At 70.3% G+C, this 18830-nt stretch carries 20 protein-coding genes; 9 read left to right on the forward strand and 11 right to left on the reverse strand.

What is annotated here, in order from left to right:
• Positions 1 to 67: 67 nt before the first annotated feature.
• From mnhG to QE388_RS05720, 7 genes are all read right to left on the reverse strand, one after another.
• Complete coding sequence (gene mnhG / locus QE388_RS05690; RefSeq protein ID WP_275799646.1) at positions 68 to 448, reverse strand: monovalent cation/H(+) antiporter subunit G; 381 nt, start codon at positions 446 to 448, stop codon at positions 68 to 70.
• Positions 445 to 714 carry a monovalent cation/H+ antiporter complex subunit F gene (locus QE388_RS05695; RefSeq protein ID WP_275799644.1) on the reverse strand — a complete coding sequence of 90 codons (270 nt, stop codon included), beginning with the start codon at positions 712 to 714 and terminating at the stop codon, positions 445 to 447. The genes mnhG and QE388_RS05695 overlap by 4 nt, the downstream gene beginning before the upstream one ends.
• On the reverse strand, positions 711 to 1325 hold the full coding sequence (locus QE388_RS05700) for a Na+/H+ antiporter subunit E (protein WP_275799642.1): 615 nt from the start codon (positions 1323 to 1325) through the stop codon (positions 711 to 713). Before QE388_RS05700 ends, QE388_RS05695 begins: the two co-directional genes overlap by 4 nt.
• On the reverse strand, positions 1322 to 2878 hold the full coding sequence (locus QE388_RS05705; protein WP_307383758.1) for a Na+/H+ antiporter subunit D: 1557 nt from the start codon (positions 2876 to 2878) through the stop codon (positions 1322 to 1324). The genes QE388_RS05700 and QE388_RS05705 overlap by 4 nt, the downstream gene beginning before the upstream one ends.
• Positions 2875 to 3444 (reverse strand): Na(+)/H(+) antiporter subunit C, encoded by a 570-nt coding sequence (locus tag QE388_RS05710; protein ID WP_307383760.1) that lies wholly within the window; start codon positions 3442 to 3444, stop codon positions 2875 to 2877. The genes QE388_RS05705 and QE388_RS05710 overlap by 4 nt, the downstream gene beginning before the upstream one ends.
• Complete coding sequence (locus QE388_RS05715; RefSeq protein ID WP_307383761.1) at positions 3441 to 6368, reverse strand: Na+/H+ antiporter subunit A; 2928 nt, start codon at positions 6366 to 6368, stop codon at positions 3441 to 3443. Before QE388_RS05715 ends, QE388_RS05710 begins: the two co-directional genes overlap by 4 nt.
• Positions 6369 to 6463: 95 nt before the next feature.
• Positions 6464 to 7513 (reverse strand): LacI family DNA-binding transcriptional regulator, encoded by a 1050-nt coding sequence (locus tag QE388_RS05720; RefSeq protein ID WP_307383764.1) that lies wholly within the window; start codon positions 7511 to 7513, stop codon positions 6464 to 6466.
• Between the two features lie 78 nt (positions 7514 to 7591).
• On the opposite strand from QE388_RS05720, the gene QE388_RS05725 reads away from it, so the two are divergent.
• Positions 7592 to 8830, forward strand: coding sequence for a sugar MFS transporter (locus QE388_RS05725; RefSeq protein ID WP_307383766.1), 1239 nt, complete (start codon positions 7592 to 7594; stop codon positions 8828 to 8830).
• Here the strand turns inward: QE388_RS05725 and QE388_RS05730 are convergent.
• The gene (locus tag QE388_RS05730) at positions 8827 to 10290 is read right to left on the reverse strand and encodes a hypothetical protein (protein ID WP_307383768.1); all 1464 of its coding nucleotides are present in this window, start codon (positions 10288 to 10290) and stop codon (positions 8827 to 8829) included. The two genes, QE388_RS05725 and QE388_RS05730, sit on opposite strands and share 4 nt — an antisense overlap.
• A 148-nt stretch (positions 10291 to 10438) precedes the next feature.
• Here QE388_RS05730 and nucS point away from each other — a divergent pair, with 148 nt between their 5' ends.
• From nucS to QE388_RS05755, 5 genes are all read left to right on the forward strand, one after another.
• Entirely contained in the window at positions 10439 to 11134 is a 696-nt protein-coding gene (gene nucS / locus QE388_RS05735; RefSeq protein ID WP_058595572.1) for an endonuclease NucS, read from the forward strand.
• A gap of 11 nt (positions 11135 to 11145) precedes the next feature.
• A complete protein-coding gene (locus QE388_RS05740; protein WP_275799629.1) occupies positions 11146 to 11520 on the forward strand; it encodes a hypothetical protein in 375 nt (124 codons plus the stop codon).
• A gap of 87 nt (positions 11521 to 11607) precedes the next feature.
• Positions 11608 to 12327 (forward strand): HAD hydrolase-like protein, encoded by a 720-nt coding sequence (locus QE388_RS05745; protein WP_275799628.1) that lies wholly within the window; start codon positions 11608 to 11610, stop codon positions 12325 to 12327.
• Entirely contained in the window at positions 12320 to 13519 is a 1200-nt protein-coding gene (locus tag QE388_RS05750) for a hypothetical protein (RefSeq protein WP_275799626.1), read from the forward strand. Before QE388_RS05745 ends, QE388_RS05750 begins: the two co-directional genes overlap by 8 nt.
• A 34-nt stretch (positions 13520 to 13553) precedes the next feature.
• Complete coding sequence (locus QE388_RS05755) at positions 13554 to 15617, forward strand: bifunctional lysylphosphatidylglycerol flippase/synthetase MprF (protein ID WP_307383771.1); 2064 nt, start codon at positions 13554 to 13556, stop codon at positions 15615 to 15617.
• An 83-nt stretch (positions 15618 to 15700) separates the two neighbouring features.
• Here QE388_RS05755 and QE388_RS05760 read toward each other — a convergent pair whose 3' ends face one another.
• Positions 15701 to 15907 carry a cold-shock protein gene (locus tag QE388_RS05760; RefSeq protein WP_058595582.1) on the reverse strand — a complete coding sequence of 69 codons (207 nt, stop codon included), beginning with the start codon at positions 15905 to 15907 and terminating at the stop codon, positions 15701 to 15703.
• A 308-nt stretch (positions 15908 to 16215) separates the two neighbouring features.
• Here QE388_RS05760 and QE388_RS05765 point away from each other — a divergent pair, with 308 nt between their 5' ends.
• From QE388_RS05765 to QE388_RS05775, 3 genes are read left to right on the forward strand one after another with little or no spacing between them, the layout of a single operon-like run.
• Positions 16216 to 16824: a GntR family transcriptional regulator gene (locus QE388_RS05765; protein WP_307383773.1), complete on the forward strand. Its 609-nt coding sequence runs from the start codon at positions 16216 to 16218 to the stop codon at positions 16822 to 16824.
• A gap of 49 nt (positions 16825 to 16873) precedes the next feature.
• Positions 16874 to 17302 carry a GNAT family N-acetyltransferase gene (locus QE388_RS05770; protein ID WP_307383775.1) on the forward strand — a complete coding sequence of 143 codons (429 nt, stop codon included), beginning with the start codon at positions 16874 to 16876 and terminating at the stop codon, positions 17300 to 17302.
• Positions 17303 to 17309: 7 nt separating this feature from the next.
• A complete protein-coding gene (locus QE388_RS05775) occupies positions 17310 to 17648 on the forward strand; it encodes a hypothetical protein (RefSeq protein WP_275799619.1) in 339 nt (112 codons plus the stop codon).
• Here QE388_RS05775 and QE388_RS05780 read toward each other — a convergent pair.
• Positions 17645 to 17782, reverse strand: a complete 138-nt coding sequence (locus QE388_RS05780) for a hypothetical protein (RefSeq protein WP_193751243.1) — start codon at positions 17780 to 17782, stop codon at positions 17645 to 17647. The genes QE388_RS05775 and QE388_RS05780 overlap by 4 nt on opposite strands.
• A gap of 38 nt (positions 17783 to 17820) precedes the next feature.
• Positions 17821 to 18819 (reverse strand): endonuclease/exonuclease/phosphatase family protein, encoded by a 999-nt coding sequence (locus tag QE388_RS05785; RefSeq protein WP_307383779.1) that lies wholly within the window; start codon positions 18817 to 18819, stop codon positions 17821 to 17823.
• Positions 18820 to 18830 lie beyond the last annotated feature (11 nt).

Raw genomic sequence — 18830 nt, forward strand, 5'->3', positions numbered from 1 at the left:
CAGAGATAGCGTTTCTCACGCCATCGCCGTGGGGCGGTCCTGAGCTGTCGTCGCCGCGGGGCGGCTCTCAGCTCTCGGGCCGCGACTCGGTGTGCGTCGTCTGCGGTGACTCCGTGCTGTGGTTCAGCTCGTCGACGTAAAGGTTCTCTTCGTCGGTCGTCCGGTTGCGGTACGCGGCCCGGCCGACCATGTGCGCCGCGAGCGGCGCCGTCGCGAACTGGATGAGCACGATCGGGATGCCGAAGGCCAGGGCCTCCCACGACCGCAGAGCGAGCTCGACGGCGACGACGATGAGCAGCACGCCGAGCACCTGGGGCTTGGTCGCCGCGTGCAGACGGGTGGGGACGTCTTTCCAGCGCAGCAGTCCGATCGTCGCGGTGAGGCACAGGATCGCGCCGATCAGCACGAGGATCAGGGCGATCGTGTCGAGGACGCTCTCGAGGGTCATCGCGGATTCTCCTTCCGCGCGACGAAACGAGCGACCGCGATCGATCCGAACACGCCGACCGCGGCGATGATGAGCATGGCCGGAAGCGACCGCGTGTGGTGGTTGATCACCATGTCGGCACCGAGGATGCAGACCACCTCGGTCAACAGCACGTCGGCGGCGACCGCACGGTCGAGGATCGAGGGACCGATCACGAGGCGGATGAGCGCCAGCACGGCCGCGGCGGCGAAAACGACCAGGATGACGACGACGAGGGCGGTGGTCACAGCGGGGTCCTCCCCTCTCTCGGCGACTCCGTGCTGCGGTGGGCATCGGCCTCGGACTCGGCGATCTTCGCGCGCAGCTCCTGCAGTTCTTCGCGGGAGCCGACGGCACGCGTGATGCGGGCCTCCCACCCGAGCACGACGCGGCGCTGGTGCTCGGCATCCTCGTCACTGCGGACGCCGATGGTGTGCAGGTACAGCGTCCGGTTCTCGCGGTCGACATCGACGATGAGTGAGCCCGGGATGAGGGATGCCGTGACGGCGGTGTGGGCCATGATCACGTCGTCATCGACGCGCAGGGGCACCGCGATGATCGCGGCGCCCGGCTGCCGCCGGACGTCGAGCACCTGCCACGCGACGATGAGCGAACCCCGGATCACGGCGCCGAGGAAGGTGACGACGAAGATCAGGCCGTACCAGAGGTTGATGCGGCCCGACAGCTCGACAGGCGGGAGGCGGAAGACGCGTGTGACGACGATGGCGGCGACGAGGCCGGTGACGAAGGCGAGCCAGGTGAACTGCCCCCACAGCATCATCCACAGGGCGACGAGCCAGACCAGGAAGGGCAGCTGGTGCAGGAACAACGACACCTGGGAACGACGCGAAGGGCTCATCCCTGGCCCCCCTGCTCCTGCAGCTGCACGAGGCTCACACCGTCGGTGATCGTCACACCCGCGCGCAGGCACATGTCGAGCAGCGGACCGGCGAAGACGGTGAGCGCAACCGTGACGACGACCATCCCCACTGTCGCGAGGGTCATGATCTTCGGGATCGTGCGGCGCTCGGTCGAGATCGCCGCGGCGGGCGCGTTGCCGAGGTACGCGATGCGCTCCATGGTCTCGGTCGAGTCGTCGTCCTCACGCCAGAACGACAGGTTCCACGCGCGCATGAGGGCGTAGAGGGTGAGGATCGAGGTGACGATGCCGCCGACGATCAGCACCATCATCACGGGCGTGCCCACCTGCGCGGCGGCATCGAAGAGGGCGTACTTGCCGATGAAGCCCGAGAACGGCGGGAGGCCGCCGAGATTGATCGCCGGGATGAAGTACAGCACCGCGAGCACCGGGGCCGCCCGCATGAGTCCCTTCACCTTGAGGATCGACGTACTGCCCGCGCGGCGCTCGATGAGGCCGACGGCGAGGAACAGAGTCGTCTGCACGATGATGTGGTGGACGATGTAGTAGATCGTCGCGCCCACCGCGAGAGGCGTGTTGATCGCCAGCCCGAAGATCATGTAGCCGATGTGGCTGACGAGCGTGAACGACAGGATGCGCTTGAGCTCGGCCTGCGCGACCGCGCCCAGGATGCCGACGATCATCGTCGACAGCGCCACCATCATCAGAAGGAAGTTCAGGTCGTTGTCGACGAACAGCTGCGTCTCGGTACGGATGATCGCGTAGACACCGACCTTGGTGAGCAGGCCGGCGAACACGGCCGTGACGGGCGCGGGAGCCGTCGGGTACGAGTCGGGGAGCCAGAACGACAGCGGGAACACCGCCGCCTTGATCGCGAAGGCGAGAAGCAGCATCAGGTGCAGGATCGTCTGCGTGTCCTGCGGCAGGAGTGCCATGCGCTCGCTGATCTGCACCATGTTCACGGTGCCCAGCGCGCCGTAGACCATGCCGATCGCGGCGAGGAAGAGGATCGACGACACCAGCGAGACGACAATGTAGACGACGCCCGTGCGGATGCGCGACTCGGTGCCGCCGAGCGTGATGAGCACGTACGAGGCGACGAGGAGGATCTCGAAACCGACGTAGAGGTTGAACAGGTCGCCCGCGATGAAGGCGTTGAAGATGCCCGCGCCGAGGATCAGGTACGCGGGATAGAAGATCGAGACCGGCGTGTCCTCGTCGTTGTCGGCCGCGCCCTGGCCGATCGAGAAGAGCAGGACCGCGAGGAGCACGATGCTCGTGACGACCACGAGGAGGGCTGCGAGCACATCGACGTAGAGCACGATGCCGAACGGGATGTCCCACCCCGCAATCGCGACGGCGAGAGGACCGTGCGCGTCGACCTCGACCAGCATGATCGCCCCGAGCACGAGCACGGCCGAGAGCGAGGCGACCGACACCGCGATCTGCGTCTTCTTGCGACGGCCGAAGACGAGGTTGATCGCAGCGCCGATGAGCGGGATGGCGACGAGCAGGGGAACGAGGGCGCTCACGGGCGATCACCATCCTGGGTATCGCGGGTGTCGTCGTCGGTGCGGCGCACGGCCACCCGATCGACCGGGGCGTCGTCGACGAGCTGCGACAGATCGCCCTGGTGCAGGACGCGGATCGGCGAGGCGACGTCGCCGACGAAGTCGGTGGTGACGTCCTCGTCGTCGGAGCGGGATTCTTCGTCCATCGCGTCGTCGGGCTCGTCGGCGGCGCGCGTGCGGAGTGCGACGTCGTCGGCATCGTCGATCACGGTGTCGGCCTGGCCCAGCTGCCACGAACGGTAGATGAGCGCGAGCAGGAACGCGGAGATCGCGAACGTGATCACGATGGCGGTGAGCGTCAGAGCCTGCGGGAGGGCGTCGGACATCTCCGCGGAATCGGTCTTTCCGCTGTCGTAGAACGGTGCCTTCCCCGGAACACCCATCACGATCAGCAGCAGCAGGTTGGCGGCGTTGCCGAGCAGGAGGAATCCGATGAGGACGCGCGTGAGACTGCGCTCCAGCATCGCGTACACGCCGCACGCGAAGAGCACGGCCATGATGATGACCAGAACCAGCGAGATGCTCACGGGGTGACCACCTCCGCGTCCTCGGGGTGCTGCGACTGACGGTCCACTTCGGCGCCGAGGCTCCGCAGGACATCGAGGACGAGGCCGATCACGACGAGGTAGACGCCGACGTCGAAGATCGTGCTGGTGACGAACTCCCAGTGCCCGATGAGCGGCAGCTCTCCTTCGAACGTGAAGCTCTGCAGCGGCGCATAGCCGAAGAAGAGGGGCACGACGGCGCACAGCACCGCGATCGCCATCCCCGCGCCGAGGAGTCGGCCGGCGTCGGTGGGAGCCGCCGCACCAAGTTCCCAGCGCCCGCCCGCGATGTAGCGCATGACCAGACCCATCCCCGCCACGAGGCCACCCGCGAAGCCGCCCCCGGGCAGGTTGTGTCCGGCGAACAGCAGATAGAGCGACACGATCATGATCGAGTGGAAGAGCACCCGGACGATGATCTCGAGCAGGATCGACCGGTTCTCGGGCTGCACCTTCGCGCCCGAGACCAGCCACGCCCGCGGAGCGCCGGTCTCACCGACGCGCTGCGCGCGGACGCCCTCTCCGGTCTCGACGAGCGGGCGGCGGCGACCGAGGCCGACGCGGGCGCGCGCGGTGCCCGAGCGGCGGGCGAGGTTGTCGCTGCGGTCGGTGATGAAGACGAGGGATGCCACGCCCGTGGCCGCGAGGACCAGCACCGACAGCTCGCCCATCGTGTCCCAGCCGCGCAGGTCGACGAGGGCGACGTTGACGACATTGCGTCCGTGACCGATCTCGTACGCCAGCGGGGGCCATTCGAGCGAGATGGGGAGGTCTTGCCGCGCTCCGGTCGCGACGATCGCGACGAGGGCCATGGTCAGACCCACGCCGACGCCGAGGATGGCACGGGCGATCGGGGCGACCGAGGCGTTCTGTTCGCCCATCCGCGCCGGCAGGCGGCGGAGGACGAGAGCGAACACGACGAGCGTCACGGTCTCGATGAGCACCTGGGTGAGGGCGAGGTCGGGCGCGCCGCTCGTCGCGAAGAGCACGACCATGCCGAGCCCCGTCACCGAGACCAGCGCCACACCCGTGTACCGCTTCCGTGCCCGCACGGCGAGGATGCCGGCGGCGATCATGAGCGGAGCGGAGATGAGCTGCGCGGGCGACTGCCACGCGTCGAGCTGGGCGCGCCACTCCTTCGACGCGAGCAGCGCCGTTCCCTCGGCGACGACGAGGACGACGAAGATCGTCCCGACGTAGAAGGGCAGCGAGCCGCGCTGGAACCGTGCGGTCACCCACTCGGACGAGCGGTCGATCGCACGCAGCACGACGTTGTACGCGTCATTGGCGGTGAACGGCAGCACGCGGCGACGCTTGTGGAGCTGGGTCTTGCGCACGGCCCAGAACACCGCCGCACCCAGGACGAGCGTGCCGAGCGAGATGAACAGGGCGGGCTCGAGTCCGTGCCAGAGCGCGAGATGGTAGGGATAGTCGGGGGCGGCGACGCCCGGTGTCGCCTCGGGAAGCCCGTCGGCGTACGGCGCGAGCCAGTGGTCGACGATCGGTGCGAGGAACCCCAGCGTCAGCGACGCCGCGGCCAGCAGGACGGGTGCGGCGAGGAAGCCCATCGGGGGGTCGGGCCAGTCCGTCTTCTCGACATCGCGCTTGGTCCAGTACGCGCCCCAGAGGAACCGGATGCCATAGGCCGCGGTCAGGGCCGATCCCACGACGATGCCGGCCAGGGCGACGATGCCCCACCCCGCTCCGGCCTCTGCCTCGTGCAGCAGCGCGCTGAGCGCGGTCTCTTTCGCGACGAAGCCGAGGGTCGGGGCGACGCCCGCCATCGACGCGATCGCGATGAACGAGGCGGTCGCCATGACCGGCGCCTGTCGTCCGAGGCCGGACAGTTCGCCGATGTCACGGGTGGAGAGCTGGCGGTCGATGACGCCGACGACGAGGAAGAGGCACGACTTGAACAGCGCGTGGCTGAGCAGGAGCGCGACGCCGGCGAGAGCGGCATCCCTCGTTCCGTACCCGAGCATGACGGTCAGGAAGCCGAGCTGGCTCACCGTACCGAAGGCGAGGATGCGCTTGAGATCCCGTTCGCGCAGCGCCTGGAAGCCGCCGAGCAGCATCGTGAAGACGCCGAGCGTGATGAGGGTGGGACGCCAGAACGGCGTCTCGGCGAAGGCCGGCGACAGGCGCGCGATCAGGTAGATGCCGGCTTTGACCATGGCGGCGGCGTGGAGGTACGCACTCACGGGCGTGGGTGCCGCCATCGCGCCGGGGAGCCAGAAGTGGAAGGGGAAGATCGCGGACTTGCTCAGCGCCCCGACGAGCAGCAGCAGCACGGCGATGTCGACGACGGTGCCGGTGGGCGGGTCGGCGAGGATCGTCGACAGGCTCGAGGTGCCCGACTGCACCACGACCAGGACGACGCCGATCAGCATGACCAGGCCGCCGAGCGTCGTCACGAGCAAGGCTTGCAGTGCGGCACGGCGGCTTGCCGCGCGTCCGTGGTAGTAGCCGATCAGCAGGTACGACAGGACACTCGTGACCTCCCACAGCATGATCAGCACGACGATGTCGTCGGTGAGCACGAGACCGTACATCGCGCCGGCGAAGGCGAGGAGGACCGCCGAGAACTGCCCGACGCCGGTGGTTTTGCCGCGGAAGTACCAGCGGCAGTAGAGCATCACCAGGGCTCCGACACCCGTCACCACGAGGGTGAGAAGCCAGCTCAGGACGTCCATCCGCATCGAGAGCGAGACGTCGATGGCGGGAATCCAGCGGTATTCCTCGAAGGGAATGTTGGCGGAGAAGGCGGCAGGAGCGGCGAAGACCGCCTGCACGAAAGCGACGGCGGGAAGCAGTGCCGCGACATAGAACGCCCGTGCTCCGATGCGGCCGACGAGCCACGGGAGAATCAGGGGGACGAGAGCGAACGCGCTGAGGAGTACCAACAAGGTGGGCCTCCTCGGGGTCGACGGGCTCTGGGCCTCGGCTCTCGGGGTGTCGCTTCTATTCTATGCGAAGCATGAGAGTCCCGGCACCGGCGGGATCATGTGGTACGCGGCGGAGCAGTCGTCGTGCCCGCGCGGAAGGTGCACGCGAGATCGAGTCCCGACGGGGGTTCGTCCTGCAGCATCGCCGCGACGGCCTCACCCGCGGCCCGTCCTTTCGCGGTGGCGGGCTGGACGAGCGTCGTCAGCACGTGCGGAGCGAGACCGTCGACCACGACGCCGTCAAACCCGGTGACGCTGATGTCGTGTGGCACGCGGAGTCCCGCCTCTTCGGCCGCGCGGATGATCCCTGCGGCGAGCAGGTCGCTCTGCGCGATCACCGCGGTCGGGCGGGAACCGGGGTCGGCGAAGATCGTCCGACCCGCGATCATGCCCTCGTCGATCGAGCTCCCCGCCGCGGCGAGCGCCCGCGCCCCGGGGAAGATCTCCCGCGCCCCGGCGAGCCGATCCGCCGTCACGTCGACGCGGACCTCCGCGTCGTCGGCGATCCATCGACGCTGACGCGCGGCATCCGTCGGCAGGGTCACGATGACGACGTCGCGGTGTCCCAGGTCGGCGAGGTGGCGAGCGGCCTCACGCTGGGCCTCGACGTTGTCGAGCAGTACGCGCGGAATGCCCTCGCCCGCGTCGCCCTCGATGACGACGACCGGGATGCCGCGAGCCCGGACGATCTCGAGAGAGTCGCGCATGCGAGGGCTGCACCCGATCAGCACCGCGGCGTCGATCGGCGCCGTGTGGAGCGAGGGCTCGCTCACCGTCTCGCCGTCGTCGCGAAGGAGGAGAAGGGCCGCACCGAGCCGGGAGACACCGTCGGCGAGCCCGTCCATCATGTGCGTGGTGACCGGATCGAGGAACGCCGTACCGAGGTGCTCGTCGAACACGACCCCGACGATGCCCGATCGACCGCGACGCAGCGACGCGGCGCGAGGGTCGGGGCCGGTGTAGCCGAGCTCCGCGGCCGCGGCGAGAACGCGAGCGCGCGTCGCCTCCGACGTCGGCGTCTTGCCGCTGAAGACGACCGAGGCGGTCGACGCCGAGACGCCCGCCGCGCGGGCGACGTCGCTGATGGTCGCCCGTCGCGTGCTCACGGGCCGATCGTACCCGCGACACGCCCTCTGGCCGAATCGATTCGATTCACGTCGAATCGATTCGGTACAGTGAGGCGCATGGACACCGCCCTCACCCGTTCTCAGCTCGTGCGCTGGCACATCGCGATTTGCGCGATCTTCCTGGCGAGCGGATTGAGCATCTCGACGTGGGCGTCTCGCGTCCCCGCGATCCGCGCGTCCCTCGACATCGAGAACTCGGGCGTGGGCCTGCTCCTGCTGGGCATGGGCGTGGCATCCATCATCGGCCTCTCGGTCGCCCCGGCCGTCCTTGCGCGTCTCGGCGCCCGCACCGGCATGCTCACCGCTCTCGTCCTCGTCGGAGTGGGGCTCGCGATCATCGGGTTCGGCGCCGACGCCCTGCAGGTGTTCGGGGTCGCCCTGGTGGGACTGGCGCTGTTCGGGTTCGGCAACGGAGCGGTCGACGTGATGATGAACGTCGAAGGCGCCGCGCTCGAGAAGGCCACCGGCCGCACGATCATGCCGCTGCTGCATGCCTTCTTCAGCTTCGGCACCGTCATCGGCGCCGGGCTCGGATTCGTCGCGGTGAGCATGGGCATCTCGGTCTTGGCGCACTGCGTGGCGATGGCGGTGGTGATCCTCGTGGTCGCGTTCGTCTCGATCGCCAACGTCCCGCGCCGCGAGGTGGCGATGGACGCCCCTGCCGCCGAGGAGCGCGCGCATTGGCGCGAGCGCCTCAGCACCTCTCTCCAGGCGTGGAAGGAGCCGCGGACCTACACGCTCGGCGTCATCATGCTCGGTATGGCCTTCGCCGAAGGCAGCGCGAACGACTGGCTTCCGTCGGCCGTCGTGTTCGGTCACGGCGCGCCCGAAGAGGCCGGACCCGCCGTCCTCGCCGTCTTCTCGGTCGCCATGACGATCGGCCGTATCGCGGGCGGCCCCGTCGTCGACCGTCTCGGCCGCGTGATCGTGCTGCGCGTCCTCGCCGCGACCGCTGCGGCGGGACTCCTGCTGTTCATCGTCGCGCCGTTCGGGCCGCTGGTCTTCATCGGCGCCGCCCTGTGGGGCCTCGGTGCGTCGCTCGGTTTCCCGATCGGCATGTCCGCCGCCGCCGACGACCCCGCGAAGGCGGCCTCCCGCGTCGCCGCCGCGGCCACGATCGGCTACGTCGCCTTCCTCTGCGGTCCCCCGATCCTCGGCTGGATCGGCGACCACATCGGGCTGCTCCCGACGCTGTTCATCGTGGTCGGCCTGATCGTGGCATCCGGGCTCTTCTCGGGGGCGGCCAAGCCGCTCACCGTCGAGAGCGCCGAGACCGAGAAGGTCCGGCGCGGCTAACGCGCGACCGCGGTCGTGGCTTTCGACGTCACGCTCTTCGAGGTGTAACCGGCCTTCGTGCCGGTCACCGTGACGGTGAGCTTCGCGCCGCGCTGCGCGCTGGTCGGCGTGAACGATGCGGACGTCGCCCCGCGGATCTTCCCCCCGCTCGCGAACCACTGGTAGGTGAGCGTCGTCCCGCTCGTCCACGAACCCGGGACGGCCGTGAGGGTCGACCCGACACGGGCGATGCCGCGGATCGTCGGGGTGGGAGCGGTCAGGATGCCGGCCGCCACCGCCGCCGTCGGCTTCGAGGTCTTCGACACCGACGTGTAGCCCGCGAGCGTCCCGGTGACCGTCACGGTGATGGACTTGCCCTTCTGCGCGGCACCCGGGGTGAACGACGTGGCGGTGGCCCCCCGCACCGCCACGCCGTCGGCGGACCACTGATACTTCAGCGTCGCGCCTCTCGCCCATGCCCCCGTGGTGACCGTCAACGCGCGTCCGACGCGGGCGGTGCCCGAGACGGTCGGCGTCGACGAGGCGAGCTTCGGGGCCGCGGCCGCGGCCCAGTCCATGGTCAGACGGGTGAACGACCACACGCCGATCGAGACGGCGACCGCGCGAGCGGGATCGCTCGTTCCCTTGGCGGTCCCGTCGTAGTAGACGACCCGACCGTCGGTGTACTGCGCTCGCACGGTCACCTTCGTGCCGGTCGGGAGGATGGTCTCGTTGTAGACCCCGCCGAGTCCGCCGCCGATGAGGTCGAGCTCCGTTTCGGCCTTGGTGGAGACGTCGGTCGCCACGACGCGCAGCTGCCGCATGACGACCGACTCGTCGAACATGAGCAGCTCGGTCGCGAGACCACCGCGCGCGACGCCGTAATCGATCGTGACGTCCGAGACGCTCTTGGTCGTCGCGTCGACCACGGTCTCGTACGGCGAGGACGCGAACCACCCGTCCGGCATCTCCATCCGGCTGAAGACGGTGTACGTGCCGCGCGGCACGTCCGAGATGCGGAAGGTTCCCGCCTTCGGGTCGTATTTCACTTTGGCGCTCGGCACCGGAACCCCGCCGACCGGGGCGGCCGAGACGGTGACCGCCGCCCGCTGCGCCGTCGTCGTGCGCTTGTCGAAGATCACCCGGCCCGAGATCGTGACGGTCTTCACGGCCGCCAGCTCGCCCACCGGGACGGGCGAGGAGGACGCTGCGGGAGAAGGTTCGGGAGCGGTAGACGACGACGGGGCGGGCATCGGTGCGACGAGCCCGATCGCCGTGGGAGCCGGGCTCGCCGTCGGGGTGACAGGCGACGGCATGACGGCCTGACCGGTCGCCGTCGGGGCCGGACTCGCCGACGCGGAGGCGGGCGCCGGAACAGCGGCGGTCGCGGGTCCGGCGGCGAGGAATCCCGCCACCACGACGGCGGAGACGCCGAAACCGATCGCCGCGCTCGCGCGCGTGAGTCCCGAGAAGAGCGACATGGGCATCCTTCTGATCCGGAGCCGCTGCATTCCGGCCCTTCTCCTCGTCACGCTAGACATCTCGCGAGCGCGGAATCGCGCCGAACGGCATTTCCGAACGACTCCGAACAGCCCGACGACGTGCGTGCGGGGCGATTAGGCTCGTCGAGTGCGTCTCGTCATCGCCCGTTGCTCCGTCGATTACACCGGCCGTCTCAACGCGCATCTCCCCCTCGCCACCCGCCTGCTCGTGCACAAGGGTGACGGGTCGCTGCTCGTGCACTCCGACGGCGGCTCCTACAAGCCGCTCAACTGGATGAGCCCGCCGTGCAGCCTCGTCGTCGAGCAGCCCGACGACGTCGACGTCGAAGACGGCGTCGTCGAGCGCTGGCGTGTGACCCACGCGAAGAGCGGCGACGCTCTGCTCGTGCGGATCCACGAGGTCATCCACGACACCGCCCACGACCTCGGGGTCGACCCCGGTCTCATCAAGGACGGCGTGGAGGCCGACCTGCAGCGCCTGCTCGCCGAGCAGGTCTCGGTCGTCGGCGAGGGGCTCACCCTGGTGCGACGCGAGTACCCCACCGCGATCGGCCCGGTCGATCTCCTGCTGCGAGACGACAACGGCGGCACGGTCGCGATCGAGGTCAAGCGCCGCGGCGACATCGATGGCGTCGAGCAGCTCACCCGTTACCTCGAGCTCCTGAACCGCGACCCCCTCCTCGCTCCGGTGACCGGCGTCTACGCCGCTCAGGAGATCAAGCCCCAGGCCCGCGTGCTCGCGACAGACCGTGGCATCCGGTGCCTCACCCTCGACTACGACGAGATGAAGGGCATCGACTCGGGCGCTCCGCGCCTGTTCTGACGGAGACGACCGTGAGCGCGTACCTCGCCGAGTTCCGACGCAACGAACTGCGCAGGGAGGGGGAAGCGAACGGCGTCGTCGAGTACGGCTGCGACCTCTTCCGCGGCGAGGATCGCGAGCTGGGAGTCTGGGTGAGCGGCCCGGATCGGTCCTCGATCGACGCCGAGGTCGTGCCGCTCGCCGAGAAGGCGCTGGCCGATCTCGACCGTCTCGTCAGCCTGGTCCCCCGTCCCCCCTCTCGGCTCGCGACGATCGCGGTCTCGCCGGGGCGCGTGCTCCTGACCTTCTGGGAGGACGGGGTGAACAACGAGTTCACCGCGTCGTTCTCCCTCGCGGCGGTCGCGAGCGCGCCGGGGTGGTCGTTCGACGGCTTCGGCGCGACCTGACCGTGGCCCCACGACGCGTCCTCTCGCCGCGAGGGGTGACCGCCGCGCCCTGACGCTCGCGTCCGATCGCGCCGGTAGCGTGGACACATGCCTGTGCGTTCCCCTTTCTCGTGTGTCCTGTGGGACGTCGACGGCACGCTCGTCGACGCGTCCGAGGGGATCCTCCGCCGACTGACCATCACGCTCGAGCACTTCGGACGCACGCCCCCGACCCGCGACGAGCTGTCGCGCTGGATCGGTCCGCCGATGTTCGAGTCGTTCCAGGTGAACGTCGGAATGACGCCGGAGCAGTCGACCGAGGCCGTCGCCTTCTACCGCGGCCTCAACAAGAGCGAGGGATACACCGTCAGCGCGCGCCTCTACCCCGGCGTCGCCGACCTCGTGCACGATCTCCACGCCGCGGGCGTCCCGCAGTCGACCGCGAGCTCGAAGCCCGAGGTCCAGGTCGTCGCGCTGATGGACCACTTCGGCCTCGCCCCCGACCTCGAGGCGATCGTCGGCGCCTCGCTCGACGAGCGCAGTCTGAGCGCGAAGTCCGACATCGTGCGCGAAGCACTCCGCCGTCTCGAGGCGAACGGCGTCGACACCTCGCGTCCGGTCCTGATCGGCGACCGGCATCACGACGTCGAGGGCGGGGCGGATGCCGGCGTGCCGGTGATCTTCGTCCGCTGGGGCTTCAGCTGGCCCTATGAGGCCGACGGCGCCCAGGCCGCGGTCGACGACATCGACCAGCTGCGTGCGCTGCTCCTCGTCCACGACGACGAGCTCGATGCCGAGAGCGACAGCGGGACCGTCACCCGTGTCTGATGTCGCCTGGGCGGTTCCGACCGCGCTGGCCATCGTCGGGGCCCTCCTCGTGACCTCCGTCGTCGTGATGGTCGTCCGCACCCGACGCCGCTCCCCTCGTATGCGAGCCGCCGCCGACGCGGCGCGCCTCGCCGCGGCCGACGCCCTCCTCCGTCTGGACGACGCGGCCACCGAACTCGACGTCGCCTTCGAGGCCGCCGACGCCGTGGTCGACGGCGACTCGACGAGCTCTCTGCGACGCGGTCGCGCGGCCGCCCTCCGCGCGCGCGACCGCGGTTTCGTCGAGGTCGCCGCCCTCGAGACTTCGTCGGCGATCCCCGCTCAGCGCCGGATCGAGGCCGAGGCCCTGCGCGTTCAGCTCGAGGCGCAGTTCGAGAAGGTCGCCCGCACGCGCGCCGAGCTCGTCGAGTGGGCACACACGCACGGAGCCCCGTCCGACCGTGTGAGGGCCGCGCGAGCGCGACGCGATGACGTCGTCCGCACCGCCGGCGATCCCGCGCCGCTGATCGCGAGCTTGCGCGAGCGATTCGACGAGAGCGACTGGCACGACGCGGCCGAGGCCGCCGATGCCGCCGCCGCCGCTCTGGCCCACGCGGACGAGACGCTCGCCGCCGCCGACGCGGCCACGGACGGCGGCGAGATCGATCGCCTGGTCCACGAGGCGACGGATGCCACGCGCCGGACCGCTCGACACCTGAAAGCCGTCGAAGACGCCCACCGCATCGCCCTCCAGGCCGCCGACAACGCCGACGCCGAGCTCGCCGCCGCGCGCGAGGAGCTCGCGGCCGCCATCGACATTGCCGGAACCCGTCCCGACGAGTGCGCGCCCGACGCCGCCGCGCGACTGCGCGAAGCGACGAACGACCTCGATGCCGCGGCGGTCGATGCCCGGAAGCGGCCGCGCGCCGCGATCGAGACCGTCGCCCGCGTCCGCGAGCTCCGAGACGAGCTGCTCGGCGAGGCTCCCGGCCCGCGACGGCGACTCGAGGCCGCGCGCGCCGCGCTCCCGGGGACGCTCGCGTGCGCGCGAGCGGCTCTCGCGGCCGCAGAGGCGCGGGACGACCGCACGATCGATGCGCGCCTGCGACGCGACCGCGCCCGACGCGAGCTCGCGGCCGCCCGCGCCGCGACCGACGCGGGTGTTGCCCTCGCCAACGCCCGAAAGGCCTGGCAGGCGGCCGCCGCGCGCTGACAGGGCGCACCTCCGGTGCCCTATCGTGAGCGACATGGGGGAGAACACCACGGCACGCCGCACGCTCCAGCTCATGCGTCGGGTTCCCGCGACGCTCGTGCTCGCCGGGATTCTGCTCGTCGTCGGCGTCGTGGGAGCGGGGCTGGGGCATCCGTTCTCCACCTCCGACCTGTTCCCGTCCGTGGCGTACGGTCTCCCCGCCCTTCAAGAAGGCAGGTGGTGGACTCCGGTCACCGGCACGTTCTTCCTCGACGCGCCGTGGGTGGTCGCCCCGATCCTCCTGGGCCTCGTGGGCATGGGGTACGTCGAGTACCGCCGCGGCTCGCGGGTCGCCGCGGGGTACTTCGCCGCGGGCCAGCTCGTCTCGGTCCTGGCATCCGCGCTCTTCCTCTGGGCGGCGGCACTCCTCCCCTGGCCGTGGGCTCAGCAGCAGGCGGCCGTGCTCGATGTGGGCCCCTCGGGCGGCGTCGTCGCGACCATCGCCGCCGCGGTCTCGCTCCTGCCCTCCCCCTGGCGCCTGCGCGCATGGACCGTGCTGGTGGCCGGGCTCTCCGTGACGCTGATCTACTGGGGCACGCTCCCCGATCTCGAGCATGCCTTCGCGGTGGTCTTCGTGCTGATCGTCGACCGTTCGCTGCGCCCGCAGCGGGTGTCGGTGCGCGAGCAACGGCTCATCGCCTTCGTGGTCGTCTGCGCCCTCGGTGCGATCGAGATCCTGACGTTCTTCAGCCCCACCACCGGCCCCTTCGGGACGTCCGAGCCCGTCTCGGGATCGTGGGTCGACGTCGCGGGGAACACGCTGCTGGTGCTCGTCGTCGCGACCGGCATCCGGCGCGGCCGTCGGTGGGCGTGGATCGTGCTCATCGCCTATGCGACCCTCAACGCAGCGCTGGTTGTTCTGCTGGCCGCGCTGGTGCTCTTCACCGGTGCCGCCGGCGTCGAGGCCGTCTTCGGCGTCGACCTCACGATCACCCTCGCCTCGTCGCTGCTGTGGACCATCGTCCTCGTCTATCTCGTGCTCATCCGCGCCGCTTTCCGCGCGCGCCCGAAGGCGGCTCTGGGCGAGACGCCCGCCCCCACCGTCGCCGACGTCAAAGACGAGCTACGCCGATCCGGTGGCGGCACCCTGTCGTGGATGACCACGTGGGAGGGCATGTCGTACGCGCGCTTCGGCCGCGGCATCGTGGCCTTCCAGCGCCGAACCGGTGTCGCCCTCGCGCTCGGCGACGCCCTCGGCCCCGCGGGCGATCGTCCGCGGGCCGTGCGCGCGTTCATCGACCGAGCCGAGAGCGCCGGCCTCGCCCCCTGCTTCTTCAGCGCCGGAGAAGAGACACGCGCGGCGGTGCCCGAAGGCTGGCGCAGCATCGTCGTCGCCGACGACACGATCGTCGACCTTCCGGGCCTGAAGTTCACCGGCAAGGCCTGGGGAGCCGTCCGCACTTCGCTGAATCGCGGCGAGCGCGAGGGCATGACCTTCCGGCTTTCCCGCCTCGCCGACGAGACCTGGGGCATCCGACAGCAACTGCGGGCGATCTCCGACAGCTGGGTCGGCGAGAAGGGCCTCCCCGAGATGGGATTCACCCTCGGCACGCTCCACGAGGCGAGCGATCCCGAGGTGCGGGTGGCGCTCGCGATCTCGCCCGCCGGTGACGTCGACGGCTTCCTGTCGTGGCTGCCGGTGTACGGCGAGGGCCGCGTGCGCGGATGGACGCTCGATCTCATGCGCCGACGCGACGGAGGCTTCGGCCCCGTCATGGAGTACCTGATCGGTTCGTCGGCGCTGCAGTTCTCCAGCGAGGGCGCGGATGTGATGTCGCTGTCGGGCGCGCCCCTCGCGCACGAATATCCCGCCGATGCCGGCCCCATCGCCGACCTGCAGCAGCGCATGGCCACGATGCTCGAGCCCGTCTACGGCTTCGCGTCCCTGCACCGGTTCAAGGAGAAGTTCCAACCGCGCTACGAGACCATGTACCTGCTCTACCGCGACGAGGCCGACCTCACGCGAATCGGCACCGCCCTCACGCGGGCGTTCCTGCCGCACGCGACGATCAGGCAGTTCGCCGCGGCCGGCCTCGACCTCATGCGCCACGAACGCTGATCGGTCGGACAGGCTGATCGGCCGGACACGGGGATGCCGCCGCGCCCGACCGAATCGACCCCGGGGTCGCCGGGGTCGAGGGATCAGAGGGGGCGGATGTCTTCCGCCTGCAGGCCCTTGGGGCCCTGCGCGATCTCGAACTCGACGCGCTGGTTCTCTTCGAGAGAGCGGTAACCGCCCGACTGGATCGCGCTGTAGTGCGCGAAGACGTCCTGCCCGCCGTCATCGGGCGCGATGAAGCCGAAGCCCTTCTCCGCGTTGAACCATTTGACCGTGCCCTGCGTGCTCATCGACATGCCGTTTTCCGCTTGAGCCGGCACCGAGCGCGCCGGACTTGCCCCAAAAGTAGCGTCCGCGTCGAAACGGTGCACGAACCCGTGACACAAACGTTGCATGCCGAAACGGGGCCGAAGCCCATACGACGCCCGGGCTGAGCAGAGCTCGAAGCCCGGGCGTCGACGGATCCCCCCGGATATGTCACGCGAGGCGTGACGGTGATGACATTACAGCCGCAGAAGGCCTCCGCGCGACATGAAAGCTGTGAATACGTAACGCAAAGTCCGAGACTGTGATAATCGCGCGACGTAGACTCCGCGTGATGAGCGCTCCACGGTCTCGGTTGGCCCTCGTCGATGAGGCCTACGCGGCCCTCGGCGAGGCCATCGTCGACGGCCGCCTCCGCCCCGGAGACCGTCTCCGTGACGTGGAGCTGGCCGCGTACATGGGCATCTCACGAACGCCCGTCCGCGAAGCGCTGCAGAAGCTCCAACGCATCGGTCTCGTCGAGGTCGCCGCGAACCGTTATACGCGCGTCGCCGCGCTCACCGACCGCGCCCGCACCGACATGCGCGAGTACGCCGCGCACAACATCGCGTCGGCGATGCGCGTCGCGCTGCCGCGCTGCACCCCCGAGGAGATCGAGACCGCCCTCACCCTCATCGACGCGATGCGCGACGCCGACTCCTCGAAGACGTACGTGGCCGCTGTCCTGGACCTGTATGCCCTCATGGTCGCGGCTTCGCACAACATCCCCTTCCAGAGGACGCTGGAGCAGACCGACCTCGTCCTGCGGCGAAACCTCGAGGGGTGGGAGAGCATCACGGGCGACACCAGAGCCACGCTGTTCGCGCATCTGCGCACGCAGCTTGCCGCGCGCGACGCGAACGGCGCGACGTGGACCTTCCTCGCTCTGCACGGCTTCGCCTGAGCGCGCAAGCGTCGAGCGCCCCGCACGGTGCCCCCGGTAGCGTGGCGCCATGGCCCACATCGACCTGCGCGAGCTGACCGACGACGATCGGGATGCCGCCTTCGCCGCCGTCCGCGACAGTGCCTCCTCGTGGCCGCGCGCCACGATCGAGAACCGCGAGGCCTTCGACGCCTGGGTCGCCGAGGATCGCGTGGCCGCCCGCGCGGTGGTCGTCGACGGCGCCATCGTCGGCCTCGCCGCCACGCTCGATGTCGACGACGACCGCGAGATCCTCCTCGCTGTGACTCCCGATGCCGTCGAGGGTGTGGCCACCGAAGCCCTCCGCCTGCTCACGGTCCTCGAACCCGAACGCCCCCTCTACGCCTGCCTCGCCGCCGACGACGACCCCTCGCACGCCGTGCTCGCCGGGCTGGGCTTCGTGGAGGACTCGCGCGACGGGGACGACATCGTCTACGTCCTTCCCCCGACTCTGGAGTGACCTCGACATGAACGACGTGACGTGGGGCGGGATCGTTCCGAGTGTGGTGCTGATCATCGCCGGCGGGGCGCTGTGGTGGTGGTCGATCGCTCTGACCGTCCGCGCCTACCGCGGCGAGCGCGTCCCGGTGTGGCGGAACCCGCCGAAGGCCCCGGGCAGGGCCATCGCTGCGCGCGCGTTCGGAGCGGCCACCTTGACCCTCGGCGTCGGGCTCGCACCCTGGGGGCGGCTCGACGGGCCGTCCTGGCTCGTGCCGTTCCTGGCGGGTTCGGTGGCCGTGGTGTTCCTGCTCGTCCCGTACTTCGTCGCCCTGGCGGTTCACAACCGCCGCGTCGAGTCGGCTTAGTTCGGTTCTTCGCTCTCTTCGAGCGTCTCGTCGGCGTCGACCGACGTGTCGTCCGTGGCGCTGTCCTCCTCGGCTGCGGCGGCCTGCTGGGCGGCGAGGGCGTAGGCCTCTTCTTCTCTGCGCTTCTCCGACATGCGCCCAACCTAGGCGCGCGCGAGCGGCCGCGTAAAGGTCAGCGCCGCGAGAGGGTCGCGACGATCGGTCGGTGGTCACTGCCCGCGTCGTCGAAGTCGGTTCTGACCTCGAAGCCGCGCACCTCCCACGCCGACCCGACGAGCACGTGGTCGATGGGTGCCGCAAGTCCCGTGAGCAGGCGCACCGGCCACGTGCCCACCGCGGCCGCTCCCGCCTCCGCGGCGGCATCCCGGCACTCCCCCACCGTGCCGCCGTTCCGTCCGAGACCCGCGAGGTGATCGAGCGTCGAGTTGAGATCGCCCGCGAGGATCACGTCGGGGCTCGAGCACTGCGCCGCCACCCAGTCCATCCCCTCGGTCCAGTCGGTCATGATCAGCGGCAACGGGGGCAGCGGGTGCGCGGCGACGAGTGTCGGTCCGTCCCCCTCAGCCGGGCGGAAGACCCCGCTGGGAACCCCGGGCGTCGAGCCGGCCGACAGATCCAGGACGTACGGTCCCATCGACTCCGCGACGAGGAGCGTCGTGGGGACGGGATCGTCCCCGGGAGCGGCCTGCAACGTCGAGGGAGTCATGCGGATGCCCTCGCGGGACAGGATGCCGACGACCTCCGCTGCCGCGTCCGCGTCGGTCTCGGGAAGGCTCACGACGTCCGCCCCGGTCTCGCGGACGAGTCGGGCGATGCTCTCGGGCGACGCCCCGCCCCCGTACGTGTTCCAGGCCACGACGACCAGCTCGCCGTCGGCAGCCGCCCCGCCCCCACCGCGCGCGACGAGCACGCCCGCGTTGCCGAGAGACGCCGCGGCGAGCACGATCGCCAGCCCCGCCGCCACGCCCCACCGCCGCCGGAGCACCGCGACCAGCCCCGCGACGACGGCGAGCGCGGCGAATCCGAGAGCCAGGATGCCGCGGAACGGGATCAGCAGCGCCACCCCCTGAAGCCGCTGCGCACCGACGAGCTGCGGCCACACCACCAGGACGGCGAGAGCGCCGCCGAACACGAGCGTCACGATCAGGCCGGTGCGTCGGGTCTTCGGCATCCGCCCAGTAA

Source organism: Microbacterium sp. SORGH_AS_0969 (assembly GCF_030818255.1).
In the GTDB taxonomy this organism is placed as follows: domain Bacteria; phylum Actinomycetota; class Actinomycetes; order Actinomycetales; family Microbacteriaceae; genus Microbacterium.

Bases quoted from the DNA above. Each gene is read 5' to 3' on its own strand.
- mnhG (WP_275799646.1), bottom strand. From the start codon at position 448: ATGACCCTCGAGAGCGTCCTCGACACGATCGCCCTGATCCTCGTGCTG.
- QE388_RS05700 (WP_275799642.1), bottom strand. From the start codon at position 1,325: ATGAGCCCTTCGCGTCGTTCCCAGGTGTCGTTGTTCCTGCACCAGCTG.
- QE388_RS05725 (WP_307383766.1), top strand. From the start codon at position 7,592: ATGGACACCGCCCTCACCCGTTCTCAGCTCGTGCGCTGGCACATCGCG.
- QE388_RS05730 (WP_307383768.1), bottom strand. From the start codon at position 10,290: ATGTCGCTCTTCTCGGGACTCACGCGCGCGAGCGCGGCGATCGGTTTC.
- QE388_RS05745 (WP_275799628.1), top strand. From the start codon at position 11,608: ATGCCTGTGCGTTCCCCTTTCTCGTGTGTCCTGTGGGACGTCGACGGC.
- QE388_RS05755 (WP_307383771.1), top strand. From the start codon at position 13,554: ATGGGGGAGAACACCACGGCACGCCGCACGCTCCAGCTCATGCGTCGG.
- QE388_RS05760 (WP_058595582.1), bottom strand. From the start codon at position 15,907: ATGAGCACGCAGGGCACGGTCAAATGGTTCAACGCGGAGAAGGGCTTC.
- QE388_RS05765 (WP_307383773.1), top strand. From the start codon at position 16,216: ATGAGCGCTCCACGGTCTCGGTTGGCCCTCGTCGATGAGGCCTACGCG.
- QE388_RS05770 (WP_307383775.1), top strand. From the start codon at position 16,874: ATGGCCCACATCGACCTGCGCGAGCTGACCGACGACGATCGGGATGCC.
- QE388_RS05775 (WP_275799619.1), top strand. From the start codon at position 17,310: ATGAACGACGTGACGTGGGGCGGGATCGTTCCGAGTGTGGTGCTGATC.
- QE388_RS05780 (WP_193751243.1), bottom strand. From the start codon at position 17,782: ATGTCGGAGAAGCGCAGAGAAGAAGAGGCCTACGCCCTCGCCGCCCAG.
- QE388_RS05785 (WP_307383779.1), bottom strand. From the start codon at position 18,819: ATGCCGAAGACCCGACGCACCGGCCTGATCGTGACGCTCGTGTTCGGC.